Source organism: Streptomyces nanhaiensis, assembly GCF_046614825.1.
In the GTDB taxonomy this organism is placed as follows: Bacteria; Actinomycetota; Actinomycetes; order Streptomycetales; family Streptomycetaceae; genus Streptomyces; species Streptomyces radiopugnans.
In genome coordinates this window covers 14,381-37,390 of record NZ_JBKJFM010000022.1, presented here as the reverse complement: position 1 = coordinate 37,390, position 23,010 = coordinate 14,381, and the positions used below count along the sequence as shown (strand labels likewise).

The following is a 23,010-nucleotide window of genomic DNA, read 5'->3' as shown; positions in this document are numbered from 1 at the left end:
GTGCAGGCCCTCCTCCCCCGGACTCCGTCCGGGGGGACCCCCAGGCACCGGGGGAACCGCTCAGGCGACATTCACCCTCCCCCAGACTCCGTCCGGGGGGACCCCCAAGCACCGGGGAAACCGCTCAGGCGACATTCACCCTTTGGCCTGGGGGGGCTGCTTCGAGCCAGGCGAGGAAGCCGGTCAGGGCGTCCTCGCTCATCGCCAGCTCCACCCGGGTGCCGCGGTGCGAGCAGGCCAGGATCACCGAGTCCGACAGGAGCGCCAGCTCCTCGTCCCCCTCGGGCCTGCGGCGCTCCAGCACCTCGATCGCCTCCCGCTCCAGCAGCCTGCGCGGCCGCGGCGCGTAGGAGAAGACCCGGAACCACTCGATCCGGTCACCGCTGTAGCGGGAGACGCCGTACACCCAGCCCTTGCCGCCGGCCTCGGCTCCCTCTCCGGCGTCCGGCGCGTTCCACCGCAGACTGCAGTCGAAGGTGCCGCCCGGCCGCTGGATCAGCCGCCGCCGCAGCCCGAAGGCGAACAGCCCCAGCAGCACCAGAGCCAGCACCGCCCCGAACAGCACGAGAGCGAGGACCATCTTCACCGACCTCCTCGCCTCGTCCGTCCGTACAGCAGCCAGCAATCACCTCAGCCGCGGACCGCTCCGGAGCGATGCTCCGGTGCGGTCCGCGGCTGGGGCACGTACATGTGCGCGGGTCTCAGCGCGCGCTCGCCAGGGCGGCCCGAAGCCGGATCTCGGCGCGGCGCTCGGCGGCGGCGTCCGCCTCCGACTTCGCCCGCTCCAGCGCACGCTCGGCGCGCTGGACATCGATCTCCTCGGAAAGCTCCGCGATCTCCGCGAGCAGCGACAGCTTGTTGTCCGCGAAGGAGATGAAGCCGCCGTGCACCGCGGCGACGACGGTGCCGCCCCCGCTCTCGCCGGTCGTACGGATCGTCACCGGGCCCGGCTTCAGCACACCGAGCAGCGGCTGGTGGCCGGGCATGACGCCGATATCACCCGACGAGGTGCGCGCGACGACCAGGCTGGCCTCGCCCGACCAGACCTTGCGGTCCGCGGCGACCAACTCGACGTGCAGCTCAGCCACAGTGGCTCCTCGAAACTGGGGTTTTCACAGGATAACGGTGCGCGGGGGCAGGGGGCGGGTGGACCCGCCCCCTGCCGTGGGGCGCGGACGTCAGGAGACGCCCAGCTCCTTGGCCTTGGCCTTGAGGTCGTCCAGGCCACCGCACATGAAGAACGCCTGCTCCGGGAAGTGGTCGTACTCGCCGTCGGCGATCGCGTTGAAGGCCGCGATCGACTCGTCCAGCGGAACGTCCGATCCGTCCAGGCCGGTGAACTGCTTCGCCGCGTGGGTGTTCTGCGACAGGAAGCGCTCGATACGGCGGGCGCGGTGGACGACCAGCTTGTCCTCCTCGCCGAGCTCGTCGATACCGAGGATGGCGATGATGTCCTGGAGGTCCTTGTACTTCTGCAGGATCCCCTTGACGCGGGTGGCGCACTGGTAGTGCTCCTGCGAGATGTAGCGCGGGTCCAGGATCCGGGAGGTGGAGTCCAGCGGGTCCACCGCCGGGTAGATGCCCTTCTCCGAGATCGGACGCGACAGAACGGTGGTCGCGTCCAGGTGGGCGAAGGTCGTCGCCGGGGCCGGGTCGGTCAGGTCGTCCGCGGGCACGTAGATCGCCTGCATCGAGGTGATCGAGTGGCCGCGGGTGGAGGTGATGCGCTCCTGGAGGAGGCCCATCTCGTCCGCCAGGTTCGGCTGGTAGCCCACCGCGGAGGGCATGCGGCCCAGCAGGGTGGAGACCTCGGAACCGGCCTGGGTGAAGCGGAAGATGTTGTCGATGAAGAACAGCACGTCCTGCTTCTGGACGTCGCGGAAGTACTCCGCCATCGTCAGACCGGCCAGGGCCACGCGCAGACGGGTGCCCGGGGGCTCGTCCATCTGGCCGAAGACCAGCGCGGTCTGCGGGAGAACGCCGGACTCGGCCATCTCCTCGATCAGGTCGTTGCCCTCACGGGTGCGCTCGCCGACGCCGGCGAACACGGAAACGCCCTCGTGCAGCTTGGCCACACGCATGATCATTTCCTGGATGAGGACGGTCTTGCCGACGCCCGCGCCGCCGAACAGACCGATCTTGCCGCCCTTGACGTACGGGGTCAGCAGGTCGACGACCTTCAGGCCGGTCTCGAACATCTCGGTCTTGGACTCGAGCTGGTCGAAGGCCGGGGCCTTGCGGTGGATCTCCCAGCGCTCGGTGACCTCGGACTCGGCCTCCGGCTCGTTCAGGATGCGGCCCAGGGTGTTGAACACCCGGCCCTTGGTGACGTCGCCGACGGGCACGGTGATGCCGCGGCCGGTGTCGGTCACCGGGGCCTGGCGGACCAGGCCGTCGGTCGGCTCCATGGAGATCGCGCGGACCAGGCCCTCGCCCAGGTGCTGGGCGACCTCGAGGGTGAGGGTCTTCTTCGCACCCTCCTCGGCCGGGTCGGCGACCTCGACGGTCAGCGCGTTGTAGATCTCCGGCATCGCGTCGACGGGGAACTCCACGTCGACGACCGGGCCGATGACCCGCGCGACGCGGCCGGTGGCCACGCCCGCCGCAGCGGTCGGCTCAACAGTGGTGGTCATAGTTGTCAGTCACTCCCCGCAGAAGCGTCGGCCAGCGCGCTGGCACCACCGACGATCTCGCTGATTTCCTGGGTGATGTCGGCCTGGCGGGCCTGGTTGGCAAGCCGCGTGAGCGACTTGATGAGGTCCTCGGCGTTGTCCGTCGCCGACTTCATCGCACGCCGGCGGGCGGCGTGCTCGGAGGCGGCGGACTGGAGCAGCGCGTTGTAGATCCGGCTCTCGACGTACCGCGGCAGCAGGGCGTCGAGAACCTCCTCCGCCGACGGCTCGAAGTCGAACAGCGGGAGGACCTGCTCCTTCCTCTCCACCTCGCCCCTGGCCTCGCCGAGGCTGAGGGGAAGCAGCCGCTTGTCGACCGGGTTCTGCGTCATCATCGACACGAATTCGGTGAAGACGATGTGCAGCTCGTCCACTCCGCCCTCGGCGGCGTCCTTGCGGACCGCCTCGATCAGCGGTCCGGCGACGGCCTTGGCGTCGGCGTAGACCGGGCGGTCGGTGAAGCCCGTCCACGACTGGGCGACCTTGCGGTCACGGAAGCCGTAGTAGGCCACGCCCTTGCGGCCGACGATGTAGGCGTCGACCTCCTTGCCCTCGGACCGCAGCCGCTCGGTCAGCCGCTCGGCCTTCTTGATGGCGTTGGCCGAGTAGCCGCCGGCCAGTCCGCGGTCGCTCGTGACGAGCAGGACCGCGGCCCGGACCGGCTTCTCGGACTCGGTGGTCAGCGGGTGCTGGGTGTTGGAACCGGTGGCGACGGCGGCGACGGCCCGGGTCAGCTCGTCGGCGTACGGAGTCGACGCGGCCACCTGGCGCTGTGCCTTGACGATGCGCGAGGCGGAGATCATCTCCATCGCCTTGGTGATCTTCTTGGTCGCGCTGACGGAGCGAATCCGCCGCTTGTAGATCCTGACCTGCGCGCCCATGGATCAGCCCTCGCCCAGCAGCTTGCCGTCCGAGGTCTCGAACTGCTTCTTGAAGGAGGCGATGGCGTCCGACAGCGACTGGAGGGTGTCGTCGGACATCTTGCCGCCCTCGCGGATGCCGGTCATCAGGTCCTTGCGCTCGCGGTGCAGGTGCTCCAGCAGGTCGCTCTCGAAGCGCCGGATGTCCTCGACGGGGACGTCGTCCATGCGGCCGGTGGTGCCCGCCCAGATGGAGACGACCTGGTCCTCGGTCGGGTACGGCGCGTACTGCGACTGCTTGAGCAGCTCGACCATGCGCTTGCCGCGCTCCAGCGCCGCCTTGGAGGCGTCGTCCAGGTCGGAGCCGAAGGCGGCGAACGCCTCCAGCTCGCGGAACTGGGCGAGGTCCACGCGGAGCCGGCCGGAGACCTGCTTCATGGCCTTGTGCTGGGCCGAGCCACCGACTCGGGAGACGGAGATACCGACGTTCAGCGCCGGGCGCTGGCCCGCGTTGAACAGGTCGGACTCCAGGAAGCACTGGCCGTCGGTGATGGAGATGACGTTGGTCGGGATGAACGCCGACACGTCGTTCGCCTTGGTCTCGATGATCGGCAGACCGGTCATCGAGCCGGCGCCCATCTCGTCCGAGAGCTTGGCGCAGCGCTCCAGCAGCCGGGAGTGCAGGTAGAAGACGTCGCCCGGGTAGGCCTCGCGGCCCGGCGGACGGCGCAGCAGCAGGGACACGGCGCGGTAGGCGTCGGCCTGCTTGGACAGGTCGTCGAAGATGATCAGGACGTGCTTGCCCTGGTACATCCAGTGCTGGCCGATGGCCGAGCCGGTGTAGGGGGCCAGGTACTTGAAGCCCGCCGGGTCGGACGCCGGGGCGGCGACGATGGTGGTGTACTCCAGCGCGCCGTTCTCCTCCAGCGCCGCGCGCACGGAGGCGATGGTGGAGCCCTTCTGGCCGATGGCGACGTAGATGCAGCGGACCTGCTTGTTCGGGTCGCCGGAGCGCCAGTTGTCGCGCTGGTTGATGATCGTGTCGATCGCCAGGGCGGTCTTGCCGGTCTGGCGGTCGCCGATGATCAGCTGGCGCTGGCCGCGGCCGATCGGGGTCATAGCGTCGACGGCCTTGTAGCCCGTCTCCATCGGCTCGTGCACCGACTTGCGCTGCATGACCGTGGGGGCCTGCAGCTCGAGGGCGCGGCGGCCCTCGGTCTCGATCTCGCCGAGGCCGTCGACCGGGTTGCCCAGCGGGTCGACGACGCGGCCGAGGTAACCGTCGCCGACCGCGACGGAGAGGACCTCGCCGGTGCGGCGCACCGTCTGGCCCTCCTCGATGCCGCTGAACTCGCCGAGGACGACCGCGCCGATCTCGCGCTCCTCGAGGTTGAGGGCGAGGCCGAGGGTGCCGTCCTCGAACTTCAGCAGCTCGTTCGCCATGGTCGAGGGCAGACCCTCGACCTTCGCAATGCCGTCACCGGCAAGGCTGACCGTCCCGACCTCTTCGCGCGAGGCCGCGTCCGGCTTGTACGACTGGACGAAGTTCTCCAGCGCGTCCCGGATCTCATCCGGCCGGATCGTGAGCTCCGCCATCTGGGTTCCCTGCTCTCCTTGTTGGGCCCGTATATGTCTGCTACGGCCCAACTCGGGCCGCCAGTACTGCTTCTTGAGTTGGTTTGGTGCCTGCGGCCGTACCGTCCGCCGGCCGCCGGGTCAGCCCGCCATCCGCCGGGTCGCCGACTCCAGGCGCTCCGAGACGGTGCCGTCGATGACCTCGTCGCCGATGCGCACCCTGATTCCGCCGAGGATCTCGGGATCCACGTCGAGGTTGAGGTGCACCTCGCGCCCGTACAGCTTCGCCAGCGCGGCGCCCAGGCGCTGCTTCTGGCGGTCGCTGAGCGGTACGGCGGTCGTGACCACGGCGACCGAGCGGTTGCGGCGCTCGGCTGCCAGCCCGGAGAGGGCTTCGAGCCCTCCCTCAAGACTACGGCCACGCGGCTGCTTCACGAGGCGGACGACCAACCGCTCGGTGGCGGGCTTGGCCCGGCCCCCGAGCAGCCGGTGCAGCAGCTCGGCCTTGGCGGCCTTCAGCTCGTCGTCGGCGACCTTGCCGCCGAGGGCGGCGCGGAGCTCCGGCGAGGAGGCGACCGTCCGGGAGAACCGGAACAGCTCGTCCTCGACGTCGTCCAGGGTGCCGTCGCGCTCGGCCGCGGTGAGGTCGGCCACGTCGGCGAGCTGCTCGACCGCGTCCACCAGGTCGCGCGAGCGCGACCAGCGGGAGCGGACCATGCCGGAGACCAGGTCGACGGCCTCGCCGCCCACCTGGCCGGCCAGCAGGCGCCCGACCAGCTCGGCCTTGGCCTCGCCGGGCTGCGCCGGGTCGGTCAGGACCCGACGCAGCGACACCTCGCGGTCGAGCAGCGCGGTGACCGCGGCCAGCTCGTCGGCGAGCCGGGCCGCGTCGACGGACGTGGAGTCCGTCAGCGCGTCCAGTCGCTCCCGCGCTGCGGCCAGTGCTTCGCGGCTCGCTCCGTTCATCGGGCGGCTCCGGTCTCGGCGGAGGCCGCCTTCGTCTCGAGCTCGTCGAGGAAGCGGTCGATCGTGCGGCTCTGGCGGGCGACGTCCTCGAGGGACTCGCCGACCAGCTTGCCGGCCAGGTCGGTGGCGAGCTTGCCCACGTCCTGGCGCAGCGCCTGCGCGGCCTGCCGGCGGTCGGCCTCGATCTGGGCGTGACCGGCGGCGATGATCTCCTCACGCTGCCTCTGACCCTCCGCGCGTATCTCGGCGATGAGCGCGGCGCCCTGCTCCTGCGCCTCCTGGCGCAGGCGCGCGGCCTCGTGGCGGGCCTCGGCGAGCTGGGCCTTGTACTGCTCGAGGGTCTGCTGCGCCTCGATCTGGGCCGCCTCGGCCTTCTCGATGCCGCCCTCGATGGCCTCCCGCCGCTCGTCCAGAACCTTGTTGATGTTCGGGAGGAGCTTCTTGGCGAGGAACCCGAAGACGATGGCGAACGCGATCAGGCCGATGACGAGCTCTGGGATCGGCGGGACCAGAGGATTCTGAGGCTCCTCCGCCGCCAGCTGTACCAGGGCGTTCACATCAGTGCCTTTCGTCGAAAGAGGCTGTCAGTGGGTCTTGCTCACTGACCGAACACGAACGGCATGACGATGCCGATCAGGGCCAGGGCCTCACAGAAGGCGAAGCCGAGGATCTGGTTGGCGCGGATCAGACCGGCGGCCTCGGGCTGGCGGGCCAGGGCCTGGGTGCCGTTGCCGAAGATGATGCCGATGCCCACGCCGGGACCGATCGCGGCCAGGCCGTAGCCGATGGAGCCGAGGGAACCAGTGACAGCGGCGAGGTTCGCAAGGTCGGACATGCCGTATCTTCCTTCTTCTTCATGAACCGGTGGGGGTTGGCCACCGGACAGCCAGGGGTTGGGTGGCGCGAGGGGGCTCAGTGGTGCTCGGCGAGCGCGCCCTGCACGTAGTTGGCGGCCAGGAGGACGAAGACGTACGCCTGGACTGCCTGGATGAAGAGCTCGAACGCGGTGAGGACGATCACCATCACGAACGAGACGCCGGCGTAGGCGATGCCGATGCCGTTCAGCAGGTACCAGGCGGCGATGGTGAACATCACCAGCAGCAGGTGGCCGGCGAACATGTTGGCGAAGAGCCGGACCGCGTGCGTGAACGGGCGGACCAGCGTGTTCGAGAAGAATTCGATCACGACGACCAGCGGGAGGACCGCGCCGAGCGACTTGTCGTAGCCCGTGAGGTTCTTCAGACCGCCGCCGAAGCCGTGCTTCTTGAACGTCAGGTACATCCACGTGACGTAGACGAGCAGCGCCATACCGGCGGGGAAGGCGATGATCGAGGTCACCGGGAACTGGGCCAGCGGGACGATGGACCAGAGGTTCATGATCCAGATGAAGAAGAACAGCGCCACCATGAAGGGCACGAACTTCTCGCCGTCGCGCTTGCCGAGCGTCTCGTAGACGATCCCGCGGCGCACGAAGTCGTAGCCGGCCTCGCCCACCATCTGCAGCTTGCCGGGCACCAGCTTCGGCTTGTTGAAGGCGGCCCAGAAGAAGCCGACGACCACGACCGTGCTCAGCAGCGCCAGCAGGATCGGCTTGTTGAACTCGAACCCGCCGATCGTGAACATCGGCTCGAAGATGAACGAGTGCAGGCCCGGAGCAGGGAAGCCGCACCCGTCGAAGATGTGGCAGTCGACCTCGAAGGCGAGCATCTGGTCAGAACTCACCGCGGGCTCCTTCAACATGGCGCATGGGTACGGCAACCTCGATGTGTCGGCGCGGCGCACGGCCGCGGAACGGCACTGGACTGGACTTGCGATTCTGGGGGCGGCTGATGGGCTGCGCTGGCTGCCGCTTCCGTCCCGGAGAACCTGTGGACGAACCAGCGGATTCAGCCACCCGCGCCTGCGATACCGCAGTTGGCACCGGACGATAGCAGGAGTTCGAAAGCGCCTTTATCCCGGCCCTACGCGTCACGGCTTGGACCCCTGCACGGCGGGGCCGTTCTCCTTGGACGACTCGGGCTCCACGTACAGGATCTTGGCCTTCATGTGCGCGCGGGCCTGGGCGGCGATCCACACCAGGGTGGTCCCGAGCAGGGAGAAGGCGAACACCTTGGTGTCGAACAGCGTGGTGTTCTTGAAGACTGCGAGCACGACCGCGAGCAGCAGGATCTGCGTCGTGTAGAGCATCAGGCCCATGGCCTGGAACAGGTACGGGAAGGACCTGGCGACCCACTGGAGCACGGTGAGACCGATCCCCATGAAGAGGATCACGATGACGGCTCCGAACGCCGCGCCGATCACACCCTGGCCGCCGGCGAACACGCCACCCGCGACCGCGGCCACGGCACCGGCGGCGGCGGTCGGGACGGCGCAGTGCAGCAGCATGCGAACGTCGTTCGACTGCATGGGGAAGGCTCCGAGTTTCGGGGGCGTCTTGCGTCGCTGGTGAGCGTATCCCCGGCGAACGAGGACGAAGGCCTCGCCCCGTCGGACCGCCGCACTACGGTCCTTACAGGGGGTTACCGGGTTCTCGTGAACGGTATCACAAACTATTTGATGAGGTCTTTACCTACATCGTGTGCGGACTCTCACACGAGCGGGGTAGCTCGCGCGGCGTCGTACTGACGGACGCCGGGAAGACTGCTATGTGGGGCGCACGGCCGCTCACGACCGGCTGTCGACCCGGTCGTCGGCCCTGTCCTCGCGCCTTCCCCCGCGCCGCGCCAGGCGGTCGTGCTCCCGCAGCGATGTCGCTCCGTTCGCCATGCCCCCGGGCTTCGCGGCGGACTCCGCCGGACCCTCCGCCCCCGCTTCCGGCTCCTCCCCCGGCCCGCGCCGGGCGCGGTAGCGCGGCGGCACGACCGCCTGCGCCCAGCGCGGCACCCTCGGGGTGAACCTCGGCAGCAGCAGGATCACCAGTCCCACCGCGCTCAGCAGCACGATCGCGAGCACGATGACCAGGCTGGAGGAGCGCACCGAGAAGGCCACCGCGCCGAAGGCGATCAGCGCCGACCAGAAGTACATGATCAGCACGGCGCGGCTGTGGGAGTGGCCGATCTCCAGCAGCCGGTGGTGCAGGTGGCCGCGGTCGGCGGCGAACGGCGACTGGCCCCGCCAGGTGCGCCGCACCACCGCCAGCACCAGGTCGGCGATGGGCACCGCGATGATCGTCAGCGGCAGCAGCACCGGCATGTAGACCGGCACCATCGTCTGGACCGTGGTCTTGACCGAGCCGGTGGTGTCGGTGATGACGTCCGGGTCGACCTGCCCGGTGATGGAGACCGCCCCGGCGGCCAGCACCAGGCCGATGAGCATCGACCCGGAGTCGCCCATGAAGATCCGCGCGGGGTGCATGTTGTGCGGCAGGAAGCCCAGGCACATGCCCATCAGGACGGCGGCGAAGAGCGTCGCGGGGGCCGCGGCCTCGATGCCGTAGCCGTACCAGATCCGGTAGGCGTACATGAAGAACGCCGCGGCCGCGATGCCGACCATGCCGGAGGCCAGGCCGTCCAGGCCGTCGACGAAGTTGACCGCGTTGATGGTGACGACGACCACCGCCACCGTCAGCAGCGTGCCCTGCAGCGGGGTCAGCGCCACGTTGCCCACGCCCGGCACCGGCAGCCACAGGATCGTCAGGCCCTGCCAGACCATCACGCCCGCGGCGATCATCTGGCCGCCGAGCTTGATCAGCGCGTCCACGCCCCACTTGTCGTCCAGGACGCCCAGCAGCCAGATGAGGCCGGCGCCGGCCAGCAGCGCCCGGGGCTCGTCGGAGAGACGGAAGACGTCGCCGACGTTGGTGAGCTGGGAGGCCGCCAGCAGACCCGCGCACAGCCCGCCGAACATGGCGATGCCGCCGAGCCGGGGCGTCGGTTCGCGGTGCACGTCGCGGGCCCGGATCTCGGGCATCGCGCCCGCCGCGATCGCGAACTTCCTCACCGGGCCGGTGAGGAGGTAGGTGACCGCGGCCGTGACGCACAGCGTCAGCAGGTATTCACGCACGGATTCCCCAGAACTCTCGCGGGCTCACCGGGCTCACGCCCGGGACACCACACCTTAGACAACGGCCCGGTGCAGGCGGTTGCGCGCCCGGCACCGCCCGGTACGGTCTCACGTCCGCGCCGGAACCCCCGTCAGGGCCGTGACCACCGGGTCCAGGGCCGCGCTGATCTCCTCGCCGACACTGCGGAAGTACGTGATGGGGGCGCCGTAGGGATCGTAGACCTCGTCGGCCTCCGCGCTGGGCGCCAGCAGCCAGCCGCGCAGCGCCGCGGCGGCCCGCACCAGGGCGCGGGCGCGCTCGACGACCCCGCCGTCGGCGTCGGGTCCGGGCAGGGTGGCGGGGTCGATGGCCCGCACCAGGCGGGTGAACTCCTTGAGCGTGAAGGTGCGCAGTCCCGCCGAGTGGCCCATGGAGATGACCTGCGCCCGGTGGTCGCGGGTGGCGGTCAGCACCAGGTCGGCTCTGATGACGTGCTCGTCCAGCAGTTCGCGGCCGAGGAAGCCGGACGGGTCCGCGCCGTACTCCAGCAGGACCTCCGCCGCGTGCTCCTCCATCGGCGCGCCCTCGTGCCCCCACGTCCCCGCGCTCTCCACCACCAGCCCGCCGGCCCGCTCGTCGCCGAGTCTGGCCACCAGGGCATGCCTGGTCAGCCGCTCGGTGATGGGCGAGCGGCAGACGTTTCCGGTGGAGACGTGGAGGATGCGGAAGACCGGTATGCCATGCTCCTCGGACGCCCCGGCGGGCGGGGTCAACTGGCGACCTCGAGGTCGGGCACGACCTTGCGCAGTTCCTCCGCGCTGATCGCGCCCGCGCGCAGCAGCCTGGGCACCGGGCCGGTGACGTCGACGATCGAGGAGGGCACCGAGTCGGGGGTGGGGCCGCCGTCCAGGTAGACGGCGACGGAGTCGCCCAGCATCTCCTGGGCGGCGTCGCAGGTCTGCGGGGCCGGGTGTCCGGTGAGGTTGGCGGACGACACCGCCATCGGGCCGGTCTCGGTCAGCAGCTCGATCGCCACCGGGTGCAGCGGCATGCGGACGGCGACCGTGCCGCCGGTCTCGCCCAGGTCCCAGGTCAGCGACGGCTGGTGGCGGGCGACGAGGGTGAGCGCGCCGGGCCAGAAGGCGTCCACCAGTTCCCACGCCTGCTCGGAGAAGTCGGTGACCAGGCCGTGCAGGGTGTTCGGGGAGCCGATCAGGACGGGTGAGGGCATGCCGCGCCCGCGTCCCTTGGCCTCCAGCAGGTCGCCGACGGCCTCCGGGGTGAAGGCGTCGGCGCCGATGCCGTAGACGGTGTCCGTGGGCAGCACGACGAGTTCGCCTCGGCGGACCGCCGAGGCTGCCTCGCGCAGGCCGGTCGCGCGGTCGGTCGCGTCGGAGCAGTCGTAACGCCGTGCCATTTACGGCACCTCCCTGCGGGCTGTGGCAAAACGGGGCCGGTTGTTGAGGTCGGGGTGGTCCGCGGCGTCCGCCCAGCCGCGGTCCTCGGTGAAGATCCAGGGGACCTGGCCGCCCTGGGTGTCGGCGTGCTCGACGACGACCAGGCCGCCGGGGCGCAGCAGGCGGTGCGCGGTGCGTTCGATGCCGCGGATGACGTCCAGTCCGTCCTCGCCCGAGAACAACGCCATCTGCGGGTCGTGGTCACGTGCCTCGGGGGCGACGTACTCCCACTCGGTGAGCGGGATGTAGGGCGGGTTGGAGATGACGAGGTCGACCTGGCCGTCCAGCTCCGGCAGGGCGGTCAGGGCGTCGCCGTGGTGGAGGGTGACGCGGGAGCCCTCGGTGTTCCTGCGGGCCCACTCAAGCGCGCCGTCGTCCAGTTCCACGGCGTGCACGCGCGAGCGCGGCACCTCCTGGGCGAGCGCGAGCGCGATGGCTCCGGAGCCGGTGCACAGGTCGACGATCAGGGGCTCGGCGACGTCCATGGCGCGCACGGCGTCTATCGCCCAGCCGACCACCGACTCGGTCTCGGGGCGCGGCACGAACACCCCCGGGCCCACCTGCAGCTCCAGGTAGCGGAAGAAGGCCCGGCCGGTGATGTGCTGGAGCGGTTCGCGGGCCTCGCGGCGGGCGACGGCCTCCCAGTAGCGGGCGTCGAAGTCGGCGTCGGCGACGCGGTGCAGCTCCCCGCGCCTGACGCCGTGCACGTACGCCGCCAGCTCCTCCGCGTCGAAGCGCGGGGAGGGCACTCCGGCGTCGGCGAGCCGCTGGGTGGCCTGGGCCACCTCGGCGAGCAGTACGTTCACGTTCCTCGTCCTCCACCCGTCCCTGCGCGCCCCGCCCCGGGGCGCCGCACGGTTACTGAGCCGCGGCCAGCTTGGCCGCGGAGTCGGCGTCCACGCACGCCTGGATCACCGCGTCCAGGTCGCCGTCCAGCACCTGGTCCAGGTTGTACGCCTTGAAGCCCACCCGGTGGTCCGAGATCCGGTTCTCCGGGAAGTTGTAGGTGCGCACCCGCTCCGACCGGTCCACCGTACGCACCTGGCTGCGGCGCGCGTCGGAGGCCTCCCTCTCCGCCTCCTCCTGGGCCGCCGCCAGCAGCCGGGCGCGCAGGATGCGCAGCGCCTGCTCCTTGTTCTGCAGCTGGCTCTTCTCGTTCTGGCAGGAGACGACGATGCCGGTGGGCACGTGGGTGATGCGGACGGCGGAGTCGGTGGTGTTCACGGACTGGCCGCCGGGGCCGGAGGAGCGGTAGACGTCGATCCGCAGGTCGTTCGGACTGATCTCGACGTCGACGTCCTCGGCCTCGGGCAGGACGAGGACGCCCGCGGCGGAGGTGTGGATGCGGCCCTGGGACTCGGTGGCGGGCACCCGCTGGACGCGGTGGACGCCGCCCTCGTACTTCAGCCGGGCCCACACGCCCTGGCCGGGCTCGGCGGTGCTCTTGGTCTTCACCGCGACCTGGACGTCCTTGTAGCCGCCGAGGTCGGACTCGTTGGCCTCGATGACCTCGGTCTTCCAGCCCTGCCGCTCGGCGTAGCGCAGGTACATGCGCAGCAGGTCGCCGGCGAACAGCGCGGACTCCTCGCCGCCCTCGCCCGCCTTGATCTCCAGGATGACGTCCTTGTCGTCGCTGGGGTCGCGCGGGACGAGCAGCAGCCGCAGCCGCTCGGTGAGCTCCTCGCGCCGGGCCTCCAGCTCCTTGACCTCGGCGGCGAACTCCGGGTCGTCGGCGGACAGCTCGCGGGCGGTGGCGATGTCGTCGCCGGTGCGCCTCCAGTCGTGGTACGCGCCCACGATCGGGGTCAGCTCGGCGTAGCGCTTGCCCAGTCTGCGGGCGTTGGCCTGGTCCGCGTGGACGGCGGGATCGGCGAGCCGCTTCTCGAGGTCGGCGTGCTCACCGATCAGTTCCTCGACCGCCTCGAACATCGTTGAGTCCTTCGTGTGGAGAGAGGGCTGCCGGGACGGCAAAACGCCGGTCCGGCCCTCCCTGGGGGACGGCCGAGGACCGGCGTTCGGGGTCGCTACTTCTTGTTCCTCGACCCGGCGTTCTTGCCGAAGCGGGCCTCGAAGCGGGCCACGCGGCCACCGGTGTCGAGGATCTTCTGCTTGCCCGTGTAGAACGGGTGGCACGCGGAGCACACGTCGGCACGGATGGTGCCGTCGGTGACGGTGCTACGGGTGGTGAAGGAGTTTCCGCAGGTGCAGCTGACCTGGGTCTCCACGTACTCCGGGTGGATGTCGCGCTTCAAGGTCTCTCCTAGGTATCGGGAGGGTTCCGGGTCGCACCGGCTCCTCGCGCCCGATGGGCGGGCTGCGGGGATGTCTGCCTGCGCGTGAACCGGGACCGACGCACCAGTCTGCCACTACTGGCCGCACCTCCCAAAACCAGGTGGCGGCGGATGCTATTCCCCGGCCTCCCCGGCCTCCCCGGCCTTCCCGGTTTCCACGGCGTCCCCGGCCTCCGCGGCCTCCTGGGCCGCGGAGCCCTTGGTGACGGAGTCGGGAATCGGCCGGTCAGCCTTGAGCGCGTCCCAGATCCGCTCGGTCTGCACCCCGATCGGCACCACCCGGTTGGGATCGGCGGAGGAGTAGCGCACCGGCAGGGTGACGGTCTCGATGTCCTCGGAGCCGATGTCCTTCAAGGCCCCGGCCAGGCCGGCCAGGTCGGAGGCCGACGCCAGGGCCGCGTCGGTGGTGAGATGGGAGGTGACGGCGTCCAGGAGGTCGTAGGTCTTCTTGGGGTCGGAGAACACCCCGACCTCCGCCACCCGGTCGGCGAAGGCCCCGACGAAGGCGTGCTGGAGCTTTATGCGGCCCAGGTCGCTGCCGTTGCCCACGCCCTTGCGGGTGCGGACCAGGCCCAGGGCCCGCTCCCCGTCCAGGGTGTGGCGCCCCGGATCCAGGCTCAGCCGGCTGTCGTCGTCCTCGATCGGCTCGGTGACGGTGATCTCCACCCCGCCCAGCTCGTCGACCACCTTCTTGAAACCCGTGAAGTCGAGCTCCACGTAGTGGTCCATGCGGATGCCGGTCATCGACTCGACCGTCTTGACGGTGCAGGCGGGGCCGCCGATCTCGTACGCCTGGTTGAACATCGCGCGCCGGGCGGCGGGCGCCGTGCCGCCGCCGGTCTTCTCGCACTCGGGCCGCTCGACGAGGGTGTCGCGGGGGATGGAGACGACGGACGCCCGGTCGTGGGCCTTGTTGACGTGGACGATCATCGCGGTGTCGGAGCGGGCCGTGCCGTCGTCGCGGCCGTAGCGGGAGTTGCCCCCGGAGCGGCTGTCGGAGCCGAGCAGGAGGATGTCCAGCGTGCCGTCGGGGACGTCCGCGGGCCGGTCGGGGCCCAGGACGGAGTCGATGTCGACGCCAGCGATGTTGCCGTCGATCCTGAGGTAGACGAGCCCGAGCCCGGCCCCGGCCAGCACGAGGGCGCCGACGGTGGCCCACACGGCCGCGTACAGCCCCCTGCGCCGCCGCGGGCGCGGGCTCCGGCGCTCCTGCCCACCGCTCTCCCCGCCGCCGGTGGTGGTGTCCTCGTCCGCCATGTCGTTCCTCGTCTGCCGTACGTCTCCCCTGCCGTGTGGGGCTGCCGCGGAGCCGTCCGGCGCCGTGGGAGCCGCCGGGCCGGGCCGGGCCGGACGGACGGCGGTCGGCGAGGGGCTTCCCTCTCCACTTGCGACGACGTACCCCCATCGGGCCTGATCACTCCGCGCCTCCTCCGGGGCGGGCCGGACGGGCACGGCGGCAGACCGGTGGCACGGCGGTGACGCACGGCGAGGGCCGCCCCACCCTGTGCGGTGGAGCGGCCCTCGCCGTGCTGTGCTGTGCTGTGCTGCCGGCGCCGGTCAGTCGCCGTTGCCGGGCGCCGGCGTCGTCTTCTGGATCTGCATCAGGAACTCGGCGTTCGACTTCGTCTGCTTCATCTTGTCCAGCAGCAGCTCGATGGCCTGCTGCTGGTCCAGCGCGTGCAGGACGCGACGCAGCTTCCAGACGATGCCCAGCTCCTCGGCGCCCATCAGGATCTCCTCCTTGCGGGTGCCGGACGCGTCGACGTCCACCGCCGGGAAGATCCGCTTGTCGGCGAGCTTCCGGTCGAGCTTGAGCTCCATGTTGCCGGTGCCCTTGAACTCCTCGAAGATGACCTCGTCCATCCGCGAGCCGGTCTCGACCAGCGCGGCGGCCAGGATCGTCAGGGAGCCGCCGTCCTCGATGTTCCGCGCGGCGCCGAAGAACTTCTTCGGCGGGTAGAGCGCGGTGGAGTCGACGCCACCGGACAGGATGCGGCCCGAGGCGGGGGCTGCCAGGTTGTACGCGCGGCCCAGGCGGGTGATGTTGTCCAGCAGCACCACCACGTCGTGGCCGAGCTCCACCAGCCGCTTGGCCCGCTCGATGGCCAGCTCGGCGATGGTGGTGTGGTCCTCGGCGGGACGGTCGAAGGTCGAGGAGATGACCTCGCCCTTGACCGACCGCTGCATGTCGGTGACCTCCTCCGGCCGCTCGTCCACGAGCACGACCATCAGGTGGCACTCGGGGTTGTTGCGGGTGATGGAGTTGGCGATCGACTGCAGGACCGTGGTCTTGCCCGCCTTCGGCGGGGCCACGATCAGGCCTCGCTGCCCCTTGCCGATGGGCGAGACCAGGTCGATGATCCGCGAGGTGAGGTGGTTCGGCTCGGTCTCCAGCCGCAGCCGCTCCTGCGGGTACAGCGGGGTGAGCTTGCCGAACTCGGGCCGGCCCTTGCCGCTCTCGGGCGACATGCCGTTCACCGAGTCCAGGCGGACCAGCGCGTTGAACTTCTCGCGCCGCTCGCCCTCGCGCGGCTGGCGGACCGCGCCGGTGACGTGGTCGCCCTTGCGCAGGCCGTTCTTGCGGACCTGGGCCAGGGAGACGTACACGTCGTTCGGGCCGGGCAGGTAGCCGGAGGTGCGCACGAACGCGTAGTTGTCGAGGATGTCCAGGATTCCGGCGACCGGGATCAGGACGTCGTCCTCGGAGATCTGCGGCTCGGCGGCGAAGTCGTCGCGGCCCCTCCGGCCCCGGCGGTCGCGGTAGCGGCCCCGGCGCCCGCGGCGGCCGCCCTCGAAGTCGTCGTCGCGGTCGCCGCGGTTGTCACGGTCGCCGCGGTTGTCGCCGCGGCCCTGGCGGTTGCCGCCGTCCTGGCCCTGCTGCTGGCCGCCGTCCTTGTTGCGGCGGTCGCGGTCGCGCTGGCGGCCCTTGCCCTGGCGGTCACCGCCCTTGTCCTGGCGGTCACCTCCCTTGTCCTGCTGCTTGTCCTGCTTGGCGCCGTCGCCCCTGTCCTCGGCGGCCTCGGCGGCGGCCGGGGTCTCGGCGGCCCTGCCCTCGCTCTTGCCGCCGCGGCGACGGCGCTCACCGGCGGGCTCGTCGCTGACGGGCTGGCCGGGGATGTCGATCTGCTGCTGAGCGGCCTCACCGGCGCCCTCGGCGCTCTCGCCCGTGCGCGCCTTGGAGGTCGCGCGACGGCGCGGCTTGCTCTCGGCGGGGGCGGCCGGGGCCTCGGCAGCGGCGACGGGGGCGGGGCCCGAGCCGTTCTCGGCCTGCTTGGCCCGGATCGTCTCGATCAGCTGGCTCTTGCGCATCCGCGCCGTGCCCTTGATACCGAGACCGGAGGCGACTTGCTGCAGTTCGGCGAGAACCATGCCCTCGAGGCCCGTGCCGGAGCGGCGACGCCTGGGGGCGGTACCGGATGCGGGCGCGGCAGGGGCGTCCGTGGCGGGCGCGGCGGCTTCGGCGGCGTCCACGCCCATCAGATCGGTGGTATCGCTCACGAAGGGTCCTTCCCTGGAGCGGGCGTCGGCCTGTCTGGCTCGGCGACCGGTTGTGCTGTCCGGCTGCGGTCTTCGTCTCGACCGGGCCGGGGCGGTGGTTCCGCCCGGATGTACGGCGGAGGAATCAGTACACAGTCAATACATGGTGTGGCGTGAGGGGATGACGTGCGTCAATCACGCCGTTCCGGAGCGAGCTCGACACTGCTCGGCAGGCTGCTCAGGCAGTTCTGGAGGCTCCCGGAAGAAGGAGTGTTCCCTTGTGGGACTGTACCCATGGGATCACGGAGAGCACCGCACCGCCCTCGGGTCGTCCCAGGAGGCTGCGAGTGCAGACTTGAGGTTAACACTACCGGACCCAACAAACATTCCCCCTCTCCGAGGCCCGCATTCGTGTCACCGGCCCGTGCCGGCCAGCGGCAGCACACCGGCTCCCGCCGTGTCGAGGGACAGCCGGTTGGCCGCCCATCCGTCGCCCGCCAGGCGCGCGACCTTGTCGGCCGTGGCCTCCTGCGCCAGCGCCAGGACCGTGGGCCCGGCGCCCGAGATGACGGCGGGCACCCCGTCGGCGCGCAGCCGGTGCACCAGTTCCACGCTCTCCTCCATCGCGGGGGCGCGGTACTCCTGGTGGAGCCGGTCCTCGGTGGCGGGCAGCAGGAGTTCGGGGCGGCGGGTCAGCGCCTCGACGAGCAGTGCGGCGCGGCCCGCGTTCGCGGCGGCGTCCACGTGCGGGACGGTGCGGGGCAGCAGGCCGCGGGCGGTCTCGGTGAGCACCGGCCGGTCGGGGACGAAGACCACCGGGACGACGGTGGGGTCCGGGTCCATCCTGATCGCCCGCGCGGCGCCGCCGTCGGTCCAGGCGAGGGTGAAGCCGCCGAGCAGGCAGGCGGCCACGTTGTCGGGGTGCCCCTCTATCTCCGTGGCCAGCTCCAGCAGGGCGGTGTCGTCGAGTTTCTCGGCGCCGCCGGTGGTCACCGCGCGGGCGGCGATGATGCCCGCGCAGATGGCCGCGGAGGAGGAGCCCAGGCCGCGGCCGTGCGGGATGCGGTTGGCGCAGACGACCTCCAGTCCGCGCGGCTGGCCGCCCAGCAGGTCGAAGGCCGTACGCAGGGAGCGTACGAGCAGGTGGCTCTCGTCGCGGGGCAGGGTGTCTGCGCCCTCGCCGGCGATGTCGATGTGCAGTCCGGAGTCGGCGACGCGGACCACGACGTCGTCGTACAGGCCGAGGGCCAGACCGAGGGCGTCGAAGCCGGGGCCGAGGTTTGCGCTGGTGGCGGGGGTGCGCACCCGGACGGCGGCGGCGCGGAACGCGGGACCGGCCATCGCTCGTTGACTCTCCTTGGTGTGACTGTCCTGGGGGACTGCGGGGGCTGTGCTGCTCGGATGCTCGGTCGGATGTGCGGGCGGACGCCGGTCCGGTGCGGGTCGCGGACGCGCTGCGCGACGTCTTGGGGAACCGCGGCTGGGAGCCGGACCGGTCCACTGACCTCTGGCACATGCCGTGTGACAGGTCGGGACGTAGTCCCACCCTATCGAAGGACGGTTCGGTGGCGGTACAGGGCGTACGGGAGGCGCACGATGCGTGTCGCGCGCCACCGGTGCGCCCCCGTGCCGGACGCGTGCCCACCAGGGGCCGCGCCCGGCACGGGGGCGTCACACGTCCCGCGCCCTCACACCAGGCCGAGGCGCTCGGCCGCGGCGTCCGCGTCGACGGGGACGACGGTCGGCTGGGGAGCGCCCTGCACGGCCCAGTCCGGGTCCTTCAGCCCGTTGCCCGTGACGGTGCAGACGATCCGCTGGCCGGGGTCGACCTTCCCCTGCTCGGCCGCCTTGAGCAGGCCGGCGACCGAGGCGGCCGAGGCCGGCTCGACGAAGACGCCCTCCTGCGCGGCCAGCAGCCGGTAGGCGGACAGGATCTGACGGTCGGTCACCTCGTCGATGAGCCCGCCGGACTCGTCGCGGGCCGCCTCCGCGTACTCCCAGGAGGCCGGGTTGCCGATGCGGATGGCGGTGGCGATGGTGCGCGGGTCCTTGACCGGCTCGCCCCGCACGATGGGCGCCGAGCCGGAGGCCTGGAAGCCCCACATCCGCGGTGTGCGGGAGGCGTGGACCCCGCCGTCGGGGCCGGGCGCGGCGTACTCCCGGTAGCCCCTCCAGTAGGCGGTGATGTTGCCCGCGTTGCCGACCGGCAGGACGTGGATGTCGGGGGCGTCGCCGAGCATGTCGACGACCTCGAACGCGGCGGTCTTCTGGCCCTCGATACGCACCGGGTTGACCGAGTTGACCAGCGACACCGGGTAGTTGTCCGACAGCCCGCGAGCCAGGGTGAGGCAGTCGTCGAAGTTGCCGTCGACCTGGAGGATGCGGGCGCCGTGCACCAGCGCCTGGCCCATCTTGCCCATCGCGATCTTGCCCTGCGGCACCAGCACCGCGCAGACCATCCCCGCGCGCACCGCGTAGGCGGCGGCCGAGGCGGAGGTGTTGCCGGTGGAGGCGCAGATGACGGCCTTCGCGCCCTCCTCCTTCGCGCGGCTGATGGCCATCGTCATCCCGCGGTCCTTGAAGGATCCGGTGGGGTTGGCACCCTCGACCTTGAGGTGGACCTCGCAGCCGGTGCGCTCGGAGAGCACCTGTGCGGGCACGAGCGGAGTGCCGCCCTCGCGCAGGGTGACGACGGGGGTGTCGTCGGTGACCGGGAGCCGGTCGCGGTACTCCTCGATGATGCCCCGCCACTGGCGGGTGCCGGACATTCGAGGAGTGCTGGTGCCAGGACTGGCGGTGGTGGCGGTCATCTCTCTCATTCCCCTTCGACCCGCATGGTGCTCGCGACACCCCGTACGGTGTCCAGTCTGCGCAGCGCCTCGACGGTCGCCGACAGGGCCGCGTCGGAGGCACGGTGGGTGACGACGACCAGCGACGCGCCGTCGCCGGGGCCGTCAATGCCCTGCTGGCGCACGGTGTCGATGGAGACCCCGTGCTCGGCGAAGACGGTGGCGCACTGGGCGAGGACGCCCGGTTTGTCGGCGACGTCCAGGCTGATGTGGTAGCGGGTGACCACCTCGCCCATCGGGCTCACCGGGAGCTGGGCGTAGGCGGACTCCCCCGGGCCCCGGGCGCCGGCGAGCCGGTTGCGGCAGACGGCGACGAGATCGCCCAGCACCGCCGAGGCGGTGGGCGCGCCCCCCGCGCCGGGCCCGTAGAACATCAGCCGGCCGGCGGCCTCCGCCTCGACGAAGACCGCGTTGTACGCCTCGCGGACGGAGGCGAGCGGGTGGGTCAGCGGGATCATCGCCGGGTGGACGCGGGCGGTGACCGACCGCCCGTCGGCGGCGCGCTCGCAGATGGCCAGCAGCTTGACCGTGCAGCCCATGCGCCGCGCGGAGGCGATGTCGGCGGCGGTGACCTCGGTCAGCCCCTCGCGGTGCACGTCGTCCAGGCGGACGCGGGTGTGGAAGGCGATGCCGGCCAGGATCGCGGCCTTGGCGGCGGCGTCGAAGCCCTCGACGTCGGCGGTCGGGTCGGCCTCGGCGTACCCCAGGGCGGTGGCCTCGTCCAGCGCCTCGGAGTACCCGGCGCCGGTGGAGTCCATCCGGTCGAGGATGAAGTTGGTGGTGCCGTTGACGATGCCCAGGACGCGGTTGACCTTGTCGCCGGCCAGGGACTCGCGCAGCGGGCGCACCAGCGGGATCGCGGCCGCGGCGGCGGCCTCGTAGTAGAGGTCCACCCCGTGTTTCTCGGCGGCCTCGTGGAGGGCCGGGCCGTCCTCGGCCAGCAGCGCCTTGTTGGCGGTGACGACACTGGCGCCGTGCTCGAAGGCGGTGTTGATCAGGGTGCGGGCCGGCTCGATGCCGCCGATGACCTCGACGACCACGTCGACGTCCTCGCGGGCGGCCAGGGCGGCGGCGTCGGTGGTGACCAGCTCGGGCGCTATGCCCTCGCGGACCCTTCCGGGGCGGCGGACGGCGACCCCGGCCAGTTCGACCGGGGCCCCGATCCGGGCGGCGAGGTCCTCCGCGTGCGTCGTCATGATGCGCGCCACCTCTGAGCCGACGACCCCACAGCCCAGCAGCGCCACCTTCAGCGGACGCGTACGCATCATCAGACCTCGCTTCTTCACAGTCCTGTGGACTCAAGTCTCACGCACGGGTGGCCGGATCCCCCGCCCCATCCAGCATGCGAGACGTCGTCCTCTCCTTTTGAGACGGCCCGGTCTGGGCCGCCGTCCGGACGGCCGGTCTGCGTCCGGCCGTCCCGTACCGCCCGGCGTCGGCCGACGCCGGGCGGTGCCGGTCGGTGCCGGCCTGCGTCGGCCGTCCTCAGCCGACGTCCAGGCCGAGCAGGTCCTCCTCCGTCTCGCGCCGCACGATCACCCTGGCGCTGCCGCCCGAGACCGCCACCACCGGCGGCCGCAGGGCGTGGTTGTAGTTGCTCGCCATGGACCGGCAGTACGCGCCGGTGGCCGGGACGGCGAGCAGGTCGCCGGGGGCCAGGTCGGCCGGGAGGAAGGCGTCGCGCACCACGATGTCGCCGCTCTCGCAGTGCTTGCCGACCACGCGCGAGAGCATCGGCGCGGCGTCGGAGGTGCGGGAGGCCAGCGCAACGGAGTACTCGGCGTCGTACAGCGCGGTGCGGATGTTGTCGGACATGCCGCCGTCCACGCTGACGTAGGTGCGCAGGCCCTGCAGCTCCTTGACGGTGCCGACCTCGTAGAGGGTGAAGGTCGTCGGGCCGGCGATGGCCCGGCCCGGCTCCACCGACAGCCGCGGCACGGCCAGTCCGGCGGCCCGGCACTCGTGGGCGACGATCTCGTGCAGCGACTTGGCGATCTCGTGGGGCTCGCGCGGGTCGTCGTCGGGGGTGTAGGCGATGCCCAGGCCGCCGCCGAGGTCGATCTCGGGCAGCTCCACGCCGTGCTCGTCGCGGACCTCGGTCAGCAGCTGCACCACGCGGCGCGCGGCGACCTCGAAGCCGGCCATGTCGAAGATCTGCGAGCCGATGTGGGAGTGGATGCCCACCAGCTCCAGGCTGTCCAGCTTCAGCACCCGCCGCACCGCCTCGGCGGCCTGCCCGTCGGCGAGCGCGAGCCCGAACTTCTGGTCCTCGTGGGCGGTGGCGATGAACTCGTGGGTGTGCGCCTCCACGCCCACCGTCACCCGGATCTGCACCCGCTGGCGCCTGCCGAGCCGCTCGGCGATGTGCGCGACGCGGGCGATCTCCTGGAAGGAGTCCAGCACGATCCGGCCGACCCCGGCCTCCACGGCCCGCTCGATCTCGGCGGTGGACTTGTTGTTGCCGTGCAGCGCGATGCGCTCGGCGGGCATCCCGCCGGCCAGCGCGGTGGCCAGCTCGCCGCCGGAGCAGACGTCGAGGTTGAGGCCCTCCTCGGTCAGCCAGCGCACCACCGCGCGGCACAGGAACGCCTTCCCCGCGTAGAACACGTCGGCCTCGTCGCCGAAGGCCTCGCGCCAGGCGCGGCAGCGGGCCCGGAAGTCGTCCTCGTCCAGGACGTAGGCGGGGGTGCCGAACTCCTCGGCCAGCGCGACGACGTCCAGTCCGCCGACGGTGGCCACCCCCCGCTCGTCGCGGGCGACGGTATGGGCCCACACGCGCGGGTCGAGGGCGTTGAGGTCGGCGGGCGGCGGGGCGTAGTGGCCCTCGGGCAGGACGTCGGCGTGGCGGGGCCCGGCGGGATGTGCGGAACGGCTCATGATC

The 23,010-nt window shown here is 71.4% G+C and carries 22 protein-coding genes; all 22 read right to left on the bottom strand.

From position 1 onward, the window contains the following. Window positions 1-124 precede the first annotated feature (124 nt). The 22 genes from ACLIYP_RS08510 to lysA all read right to left on the bottom strand — a co-directional run bounded on the left by ACLIYP_RS08510 (window position 125) and on the right by lysA (window position 23,006). On the bottom strand, window positions 125-580 hold the full coding sequence (locus ACLIYP_RS08510; protein WP_412712519.1) for a DUF2550 domain-containing protein: 456 nt from the start codon (window positions 578-580) through the stop codon (window positions 125-127). 121 nt (window positions 581-701) lie between these two features. Continuing rightward, window positions 702-1,088, bottom strand: coding sequence for a F0F1 ATP synthase subunit epsilon (locus ACLIYP_RS08505; RefSeq protein WP_093661929.1), 387 nt, complete (start codon window positions 1,086-1,088; stop codon window positions 702-704). A gap of 90 nt (window positions 1,089-1,178) precedes the next feature. Next, on the bottom strand, window positions 1,179-2,633 hold the full coding sequence (gene atpD / locus ACLIYP_RS08500) for a F0F1 ATP synthase subunit beta (RefSeq protein ID WP_412712518.1): 1,455 nt from the start codon (window positions 2,631-2,633) through the stop codon (window positions 1,179-1,181). A gap of 5 nt (window positions 2,634-2,638) precedes the next feature. Then, window positions 2,639-3,553, bottom strand: a complete 915-nt coding sequence (locus ACLIYP_RS08495; protein ID WP_412712517.1) for a F0F1 ATP synthase subunit gamma — start codon at window positions 3,551-3,553, stop codon at window positions 2,639-2,641. A gap of 3 nt (window positions 3,554-3,556) precedes the next feature. Beyond that, on the bottom strand, window positions 3,557-5,128 hold the full coding sequence (gene atpA, locus ACLIYP_RS08490; RefSeq protein ID WP_412712516.1) for a F0F1 ATP synthase subunit alpha: 1,572 nt from the start codon (window positions 5,126-5,128) through the stop codon (window positions 3,557-3,559). A 120-nt stretch (window positions 5,129-5,248) separates the two neighbouring features. Then, window positions 5,249-6,073, bottom strand: a complete 825-nt coding sequence (locus tag ACLIYP_RS08485) for a F0F1 ATP synthase subunit delta (RefSeq protein WP_412712515.1) — start codon at window positions 6,071-6,073, stop codon at window positions 5,249-5,251. Continuing rightward, the gene (locus tag ACLIYP_RS08480) at window positions 6,070-6,630 is read right to left on the bottom strand and encodes a F0F1 ATP synthase subunit B (protein ID WP_412712514.1); all 561 of its coding nucleotides are present in this window, start codon (window positions 6,628-6,630) and stop codon (window positions 6,070-6,072) included. The genes ACLIYP_RS08485 and ACLIYP_RS08480 overlap by 4 nt, the downstream gene beginning before the upstream one ends. Before the next feature lie 41 nt (window positions 6,631-6,671). Beyond that, a complete protein-coding gene (gene atpE / locus ACLIYP_RS08475) occupies window positions 6,672-6,908 on the bottom strand; it encodes an ATP synthase F0 subunit C (RefSeq protein ID WP_093661941.1) in 237 nt (78 codons plus the stop codon). Window positions 6,909-6,985: 77 nt separating this feature from the next. Further along, the gene (gene atpB / locus ACLIYP_RS08470) at window positions 6,986-7,813 is read right to left on the bottom strand and encodes a F0F1 ATP synthase subunit A (RefSeq protein WP_412712513.1); all 828 of its coding nucleotides are present in this window, start codon (window positions 7,811-7,813) and stop codon (window positions 6,986-6,988) included. A gap of 228 nt (window positions 7,814-8,041) precedes the next feature. Further along, window positions 8,042-8,479, bottom strand: coding sequence for a hypothetical protein (locus tag ACLIYP_RS08465; RefSeq protein WP_412712512.1), 438 nt, complete (start codon window positions 8,477-8,479; stop codon window positions 8,042-8,044). 258 nt (window positions 8,480-8,737) lie between these two features. Further along, window positions 8,738-10,075 (bottom strand): MraY family glycosyltransferase, encoded by a 1,338-nt coding sequence (locus ACLIYP_RS08460; RefSeq protein WP_412712511.1) that lies wholly within the window; start codon window positions 10,073-10,075, stop codon window positions 8,738-8,740. A 108-nt stretch (window positions 10,076-10,183) separates the two neighbouring features. Continuing rightward, complete coding sequence (locus ACLIYP_RS08455; protein WP_412712510.1) at window positions 10,184-10,828, bottom strand: arsenate reductase/protein-tyrosine-phosphatase family protein; 645 nt, start codon at window positions 10,826-10,828, stop codon at window positions 10,184-10,186. Next, on the bottom strand, window positions 10,825-11,472 hold the full coding sequence (locus ACLIYP_RS08450; protein ID WP_093661951.1) for an L-threonylcarbamoyladenylate synthase: 648 nt from the start codon (window positions 11,470-11,472) through the stop codon (window positions 10,825-10,827). The genes ACLIYP_RS08455 and ACLIYP_RS08450 overlap by 4 nt, the downstream gene beginning before the upstream one ends. Further along, entirely contained in the window at window positions 11,473-12,318 is an 846-nt protein-coding gene (prmC, locus tag ACLIYP_RS08445) for a peptide chain release factor N(5)-glutamine methyltransferase (protein WP_093661953.1), read from the bottom strand. It abuts the gene before it with no gap. Between the two features lie 52 nt (window positions 12,319-12,370). After that, window positions 12,371-13,441: a peptide chain release factor 1 gene (gene prfA, locus ACLIYP_RS08440; RefSeq protein WP_412712509.1), complete on the bottom strand. Its 1,071-nt coding sequence runs from the start codon at window positions 13,439-13,441 to the stop codon at window positions 12,371-12,373. A 95-nt stretch (window positions 13,442-13,536) separates the two neighbouring features. Continuing rightward, the gene (gene rpmE / locus ACLIYP_RS08435) at window positions 13,537-13,764 is read right to left on the bottom strand and encodes a 50S ribosomal protein L31 (protein ID WP_093661957.1); all 228 of its coding nucleotides are present in this window, start codon (window positions 13,762-13,764) and stop codon (window positions 13,537-13,539) included. Between the two features lie 153 nt (window positions 13,765-13,917). After that, complete coding sequence (locus ACLIYP_RS08430; RefSeq protein WP_412712508.1) at window positions 13,918-15,060, bottom strand: LCP family protein; 1,143 nt, start codon at window positions 15,058-15,060, stop codon at window positions 13,918-13,920. A gap of 300 nt (window positions 15,061-15,360) precedes the next feature. Continuing rightward, the gene (gene rho, locus ACLIYP_RS08425; RefSeq protein WP_412712507.1) at window positions 15,361-17,301 is read right to left on the bottom strand and encodes a transcription termination factor Rho; all 1,941 of its coding nucleotides are present in this window, start codon (window positions 17,299-17,301) and stop codon (window positions 15,361-15,363) included. Window positions 17,302-17,694: 393 nt separating this feature from the next. After that, entirely contained in the window at window positions 17,695-18,621 is a 927-nt protein-coding gene (thrB, locus tag ACLIYP_RS08420; protein WP_412712506.1) for a homoserine kinase, read from the bottom strand. 347 nt (window positions 18,622-18,968) lie between these two features. Then, window positions 18,969-20,048 (bottom strand): threonine synthase, encoded by a 1,080-nt coding sequence (gene thrC, locus ACLIYP_RS08415; RefSeq protein WP_412712529.1) that lies wholly within the window; start codon window positions 20,046-20,048, stop codon window positions 18,969-18,971. A gap of 47 nt (window positions 20,049-20,095) precedes the next feature. Next, window positions 20,096-21,397: a homoserine dehydrogenase gene (locus ACLIYP_RS08410; protein ID WP_412712505.1), complete on the bottom strand. Its 1,302-nt coding sequence runs from the start codon at window positions 21,395-21,397 to the stop codon at window positions 20,096-20,098. A 217-nt stretch (window positions 21,398-21,614) separates the two neighbouring features. Continuing rightward, window positions 21,615-23,006: a diaminopimelate decarboxylase gene (gene lysA, locus ACLIYP_RS08405; protein WP_412712504.1), complete on the bottom strand. Its 1,392-nt coding sequence runs from the start codon at window positions 23,004-23,006 to the stop codon at window positions 21,615-21,617. Window positions 23,007-23,010: the final 4 nt, after the last annotated feature.

What these genes read in the sequence shown, in the direction of transcription:
- ACLIYP_RS08485 (WP_412712515.1), bottom strand. Translation starts at nt 6,073, where the DNA reads ATGAACGGAGCGAGCCGCGAAGCACTGGCCGCAGCGCGGGAGCGACTG.
- ACLIYP_RS08430 (WP_412712508.1), bottom strand. Translation starts at nt 15,060, where the DNA reads ATGGCGGACGAGGACACCACCACCGGCGGCGGGGAGAGCGGTGGGCAG.
- lysA (WP_412712504.1), bottom strand. Translation starts at nt 23,006, where the DNA reads ATGAGCCGTTCCGCACATCCCGCCGGGCCCCGCCACGCCGACGTCCTG.
- thrC (WP_412712529.1), bottom strand. Translation starts at nt 20,048, where the DNA reads ATGTCCGGCACCCGCCAGTGGCGGGGCATCATCGAGGAGTACCGCGAC.
- prfA (WP_412712509.1), bottom strand. Translation starts at nt 13,441, where the DNA reads ATGTTCGAGGCGGTCGAGGAACTGATCGGTGAGCACGCCGACCTCGAG.
- ACLIYP_RS08495 (WP_412712517.1), bottom strand. Translation starts at nt 3,553, where the DNA reads ATGGGCGCGCAGGTCAGGATCTACAAGCGGCGGATTCGCTCCGTCAGC.
- ACLIYP_RS08510 (WP_412712519.1), bottom strand. Translation starts at nt 580, where the DNA reads ATGGTCCTCGCTCTCGTGCTGTTCGGGGCGGTGCTGGCTCTGGTGCTG.
- thrB (WP_412712506.1), bottom strand. Translation starts at nt 18,621, where the DNA reads ATGGCCGGTCCCGCGTTCCGCGCCGCCGCCGTCCGGGTGCGCACCCCC.
- atpA (WP_412712516.1), bottom strand. Translation starts at nt 5,128, where the DNA reads ATGGCGGAGCTCACGATCCGGCCGGATGAGATCCGGGACGCGCTGGAG.
- atpE (WP_093661941.1), bottom strand. Translation starts at nt 6,908, where the DNA reads ATGTCCGACCTTGCGAACCTCGCCGCTGTCACTGGTTCCCTCGGCTCC.
- atpD (WP_412712518.1), bottom strand. Translation starts at nt 2,633, where the DNA reads ATGACCACCACTGTTGAGCCGACCGCTGCGGCGGGCGTGGCCACCGGC.
- ACLIYP_RS08450 (WP_093661951.1), bottom strand. Translation starts at nt 11,472, where the DNA reads ATGGCACGGCGTTACGACTGCTCCGACGCGACCGACCGCGCGACCGGC.
- atpB (WP_412712513.1), bottom strand. Translation starts at nt 7,813, where the DNA reads ATGTTGAAGGAGCCCGCGGTGAGTTCTGACCAGATGCTCGCCTTCGAG.
- ACLIYP_RS08465 (WP_412712512.1), bottom strand. Translation starts at nt 8,479, where the DNA reads ATGCAGTCGAACGACGTTCGCATGCTGCTGCACTGCGCCGTCCCGACC.
- ACLIYP_RS08410 (WP_412712505.1), bottom strand. Translation starts at nt 21,397, where the DNA reads ATGATGCGTACGCGTCCGCTGAAGGTGGCGCTGCTGGGCTGTGGGGTC.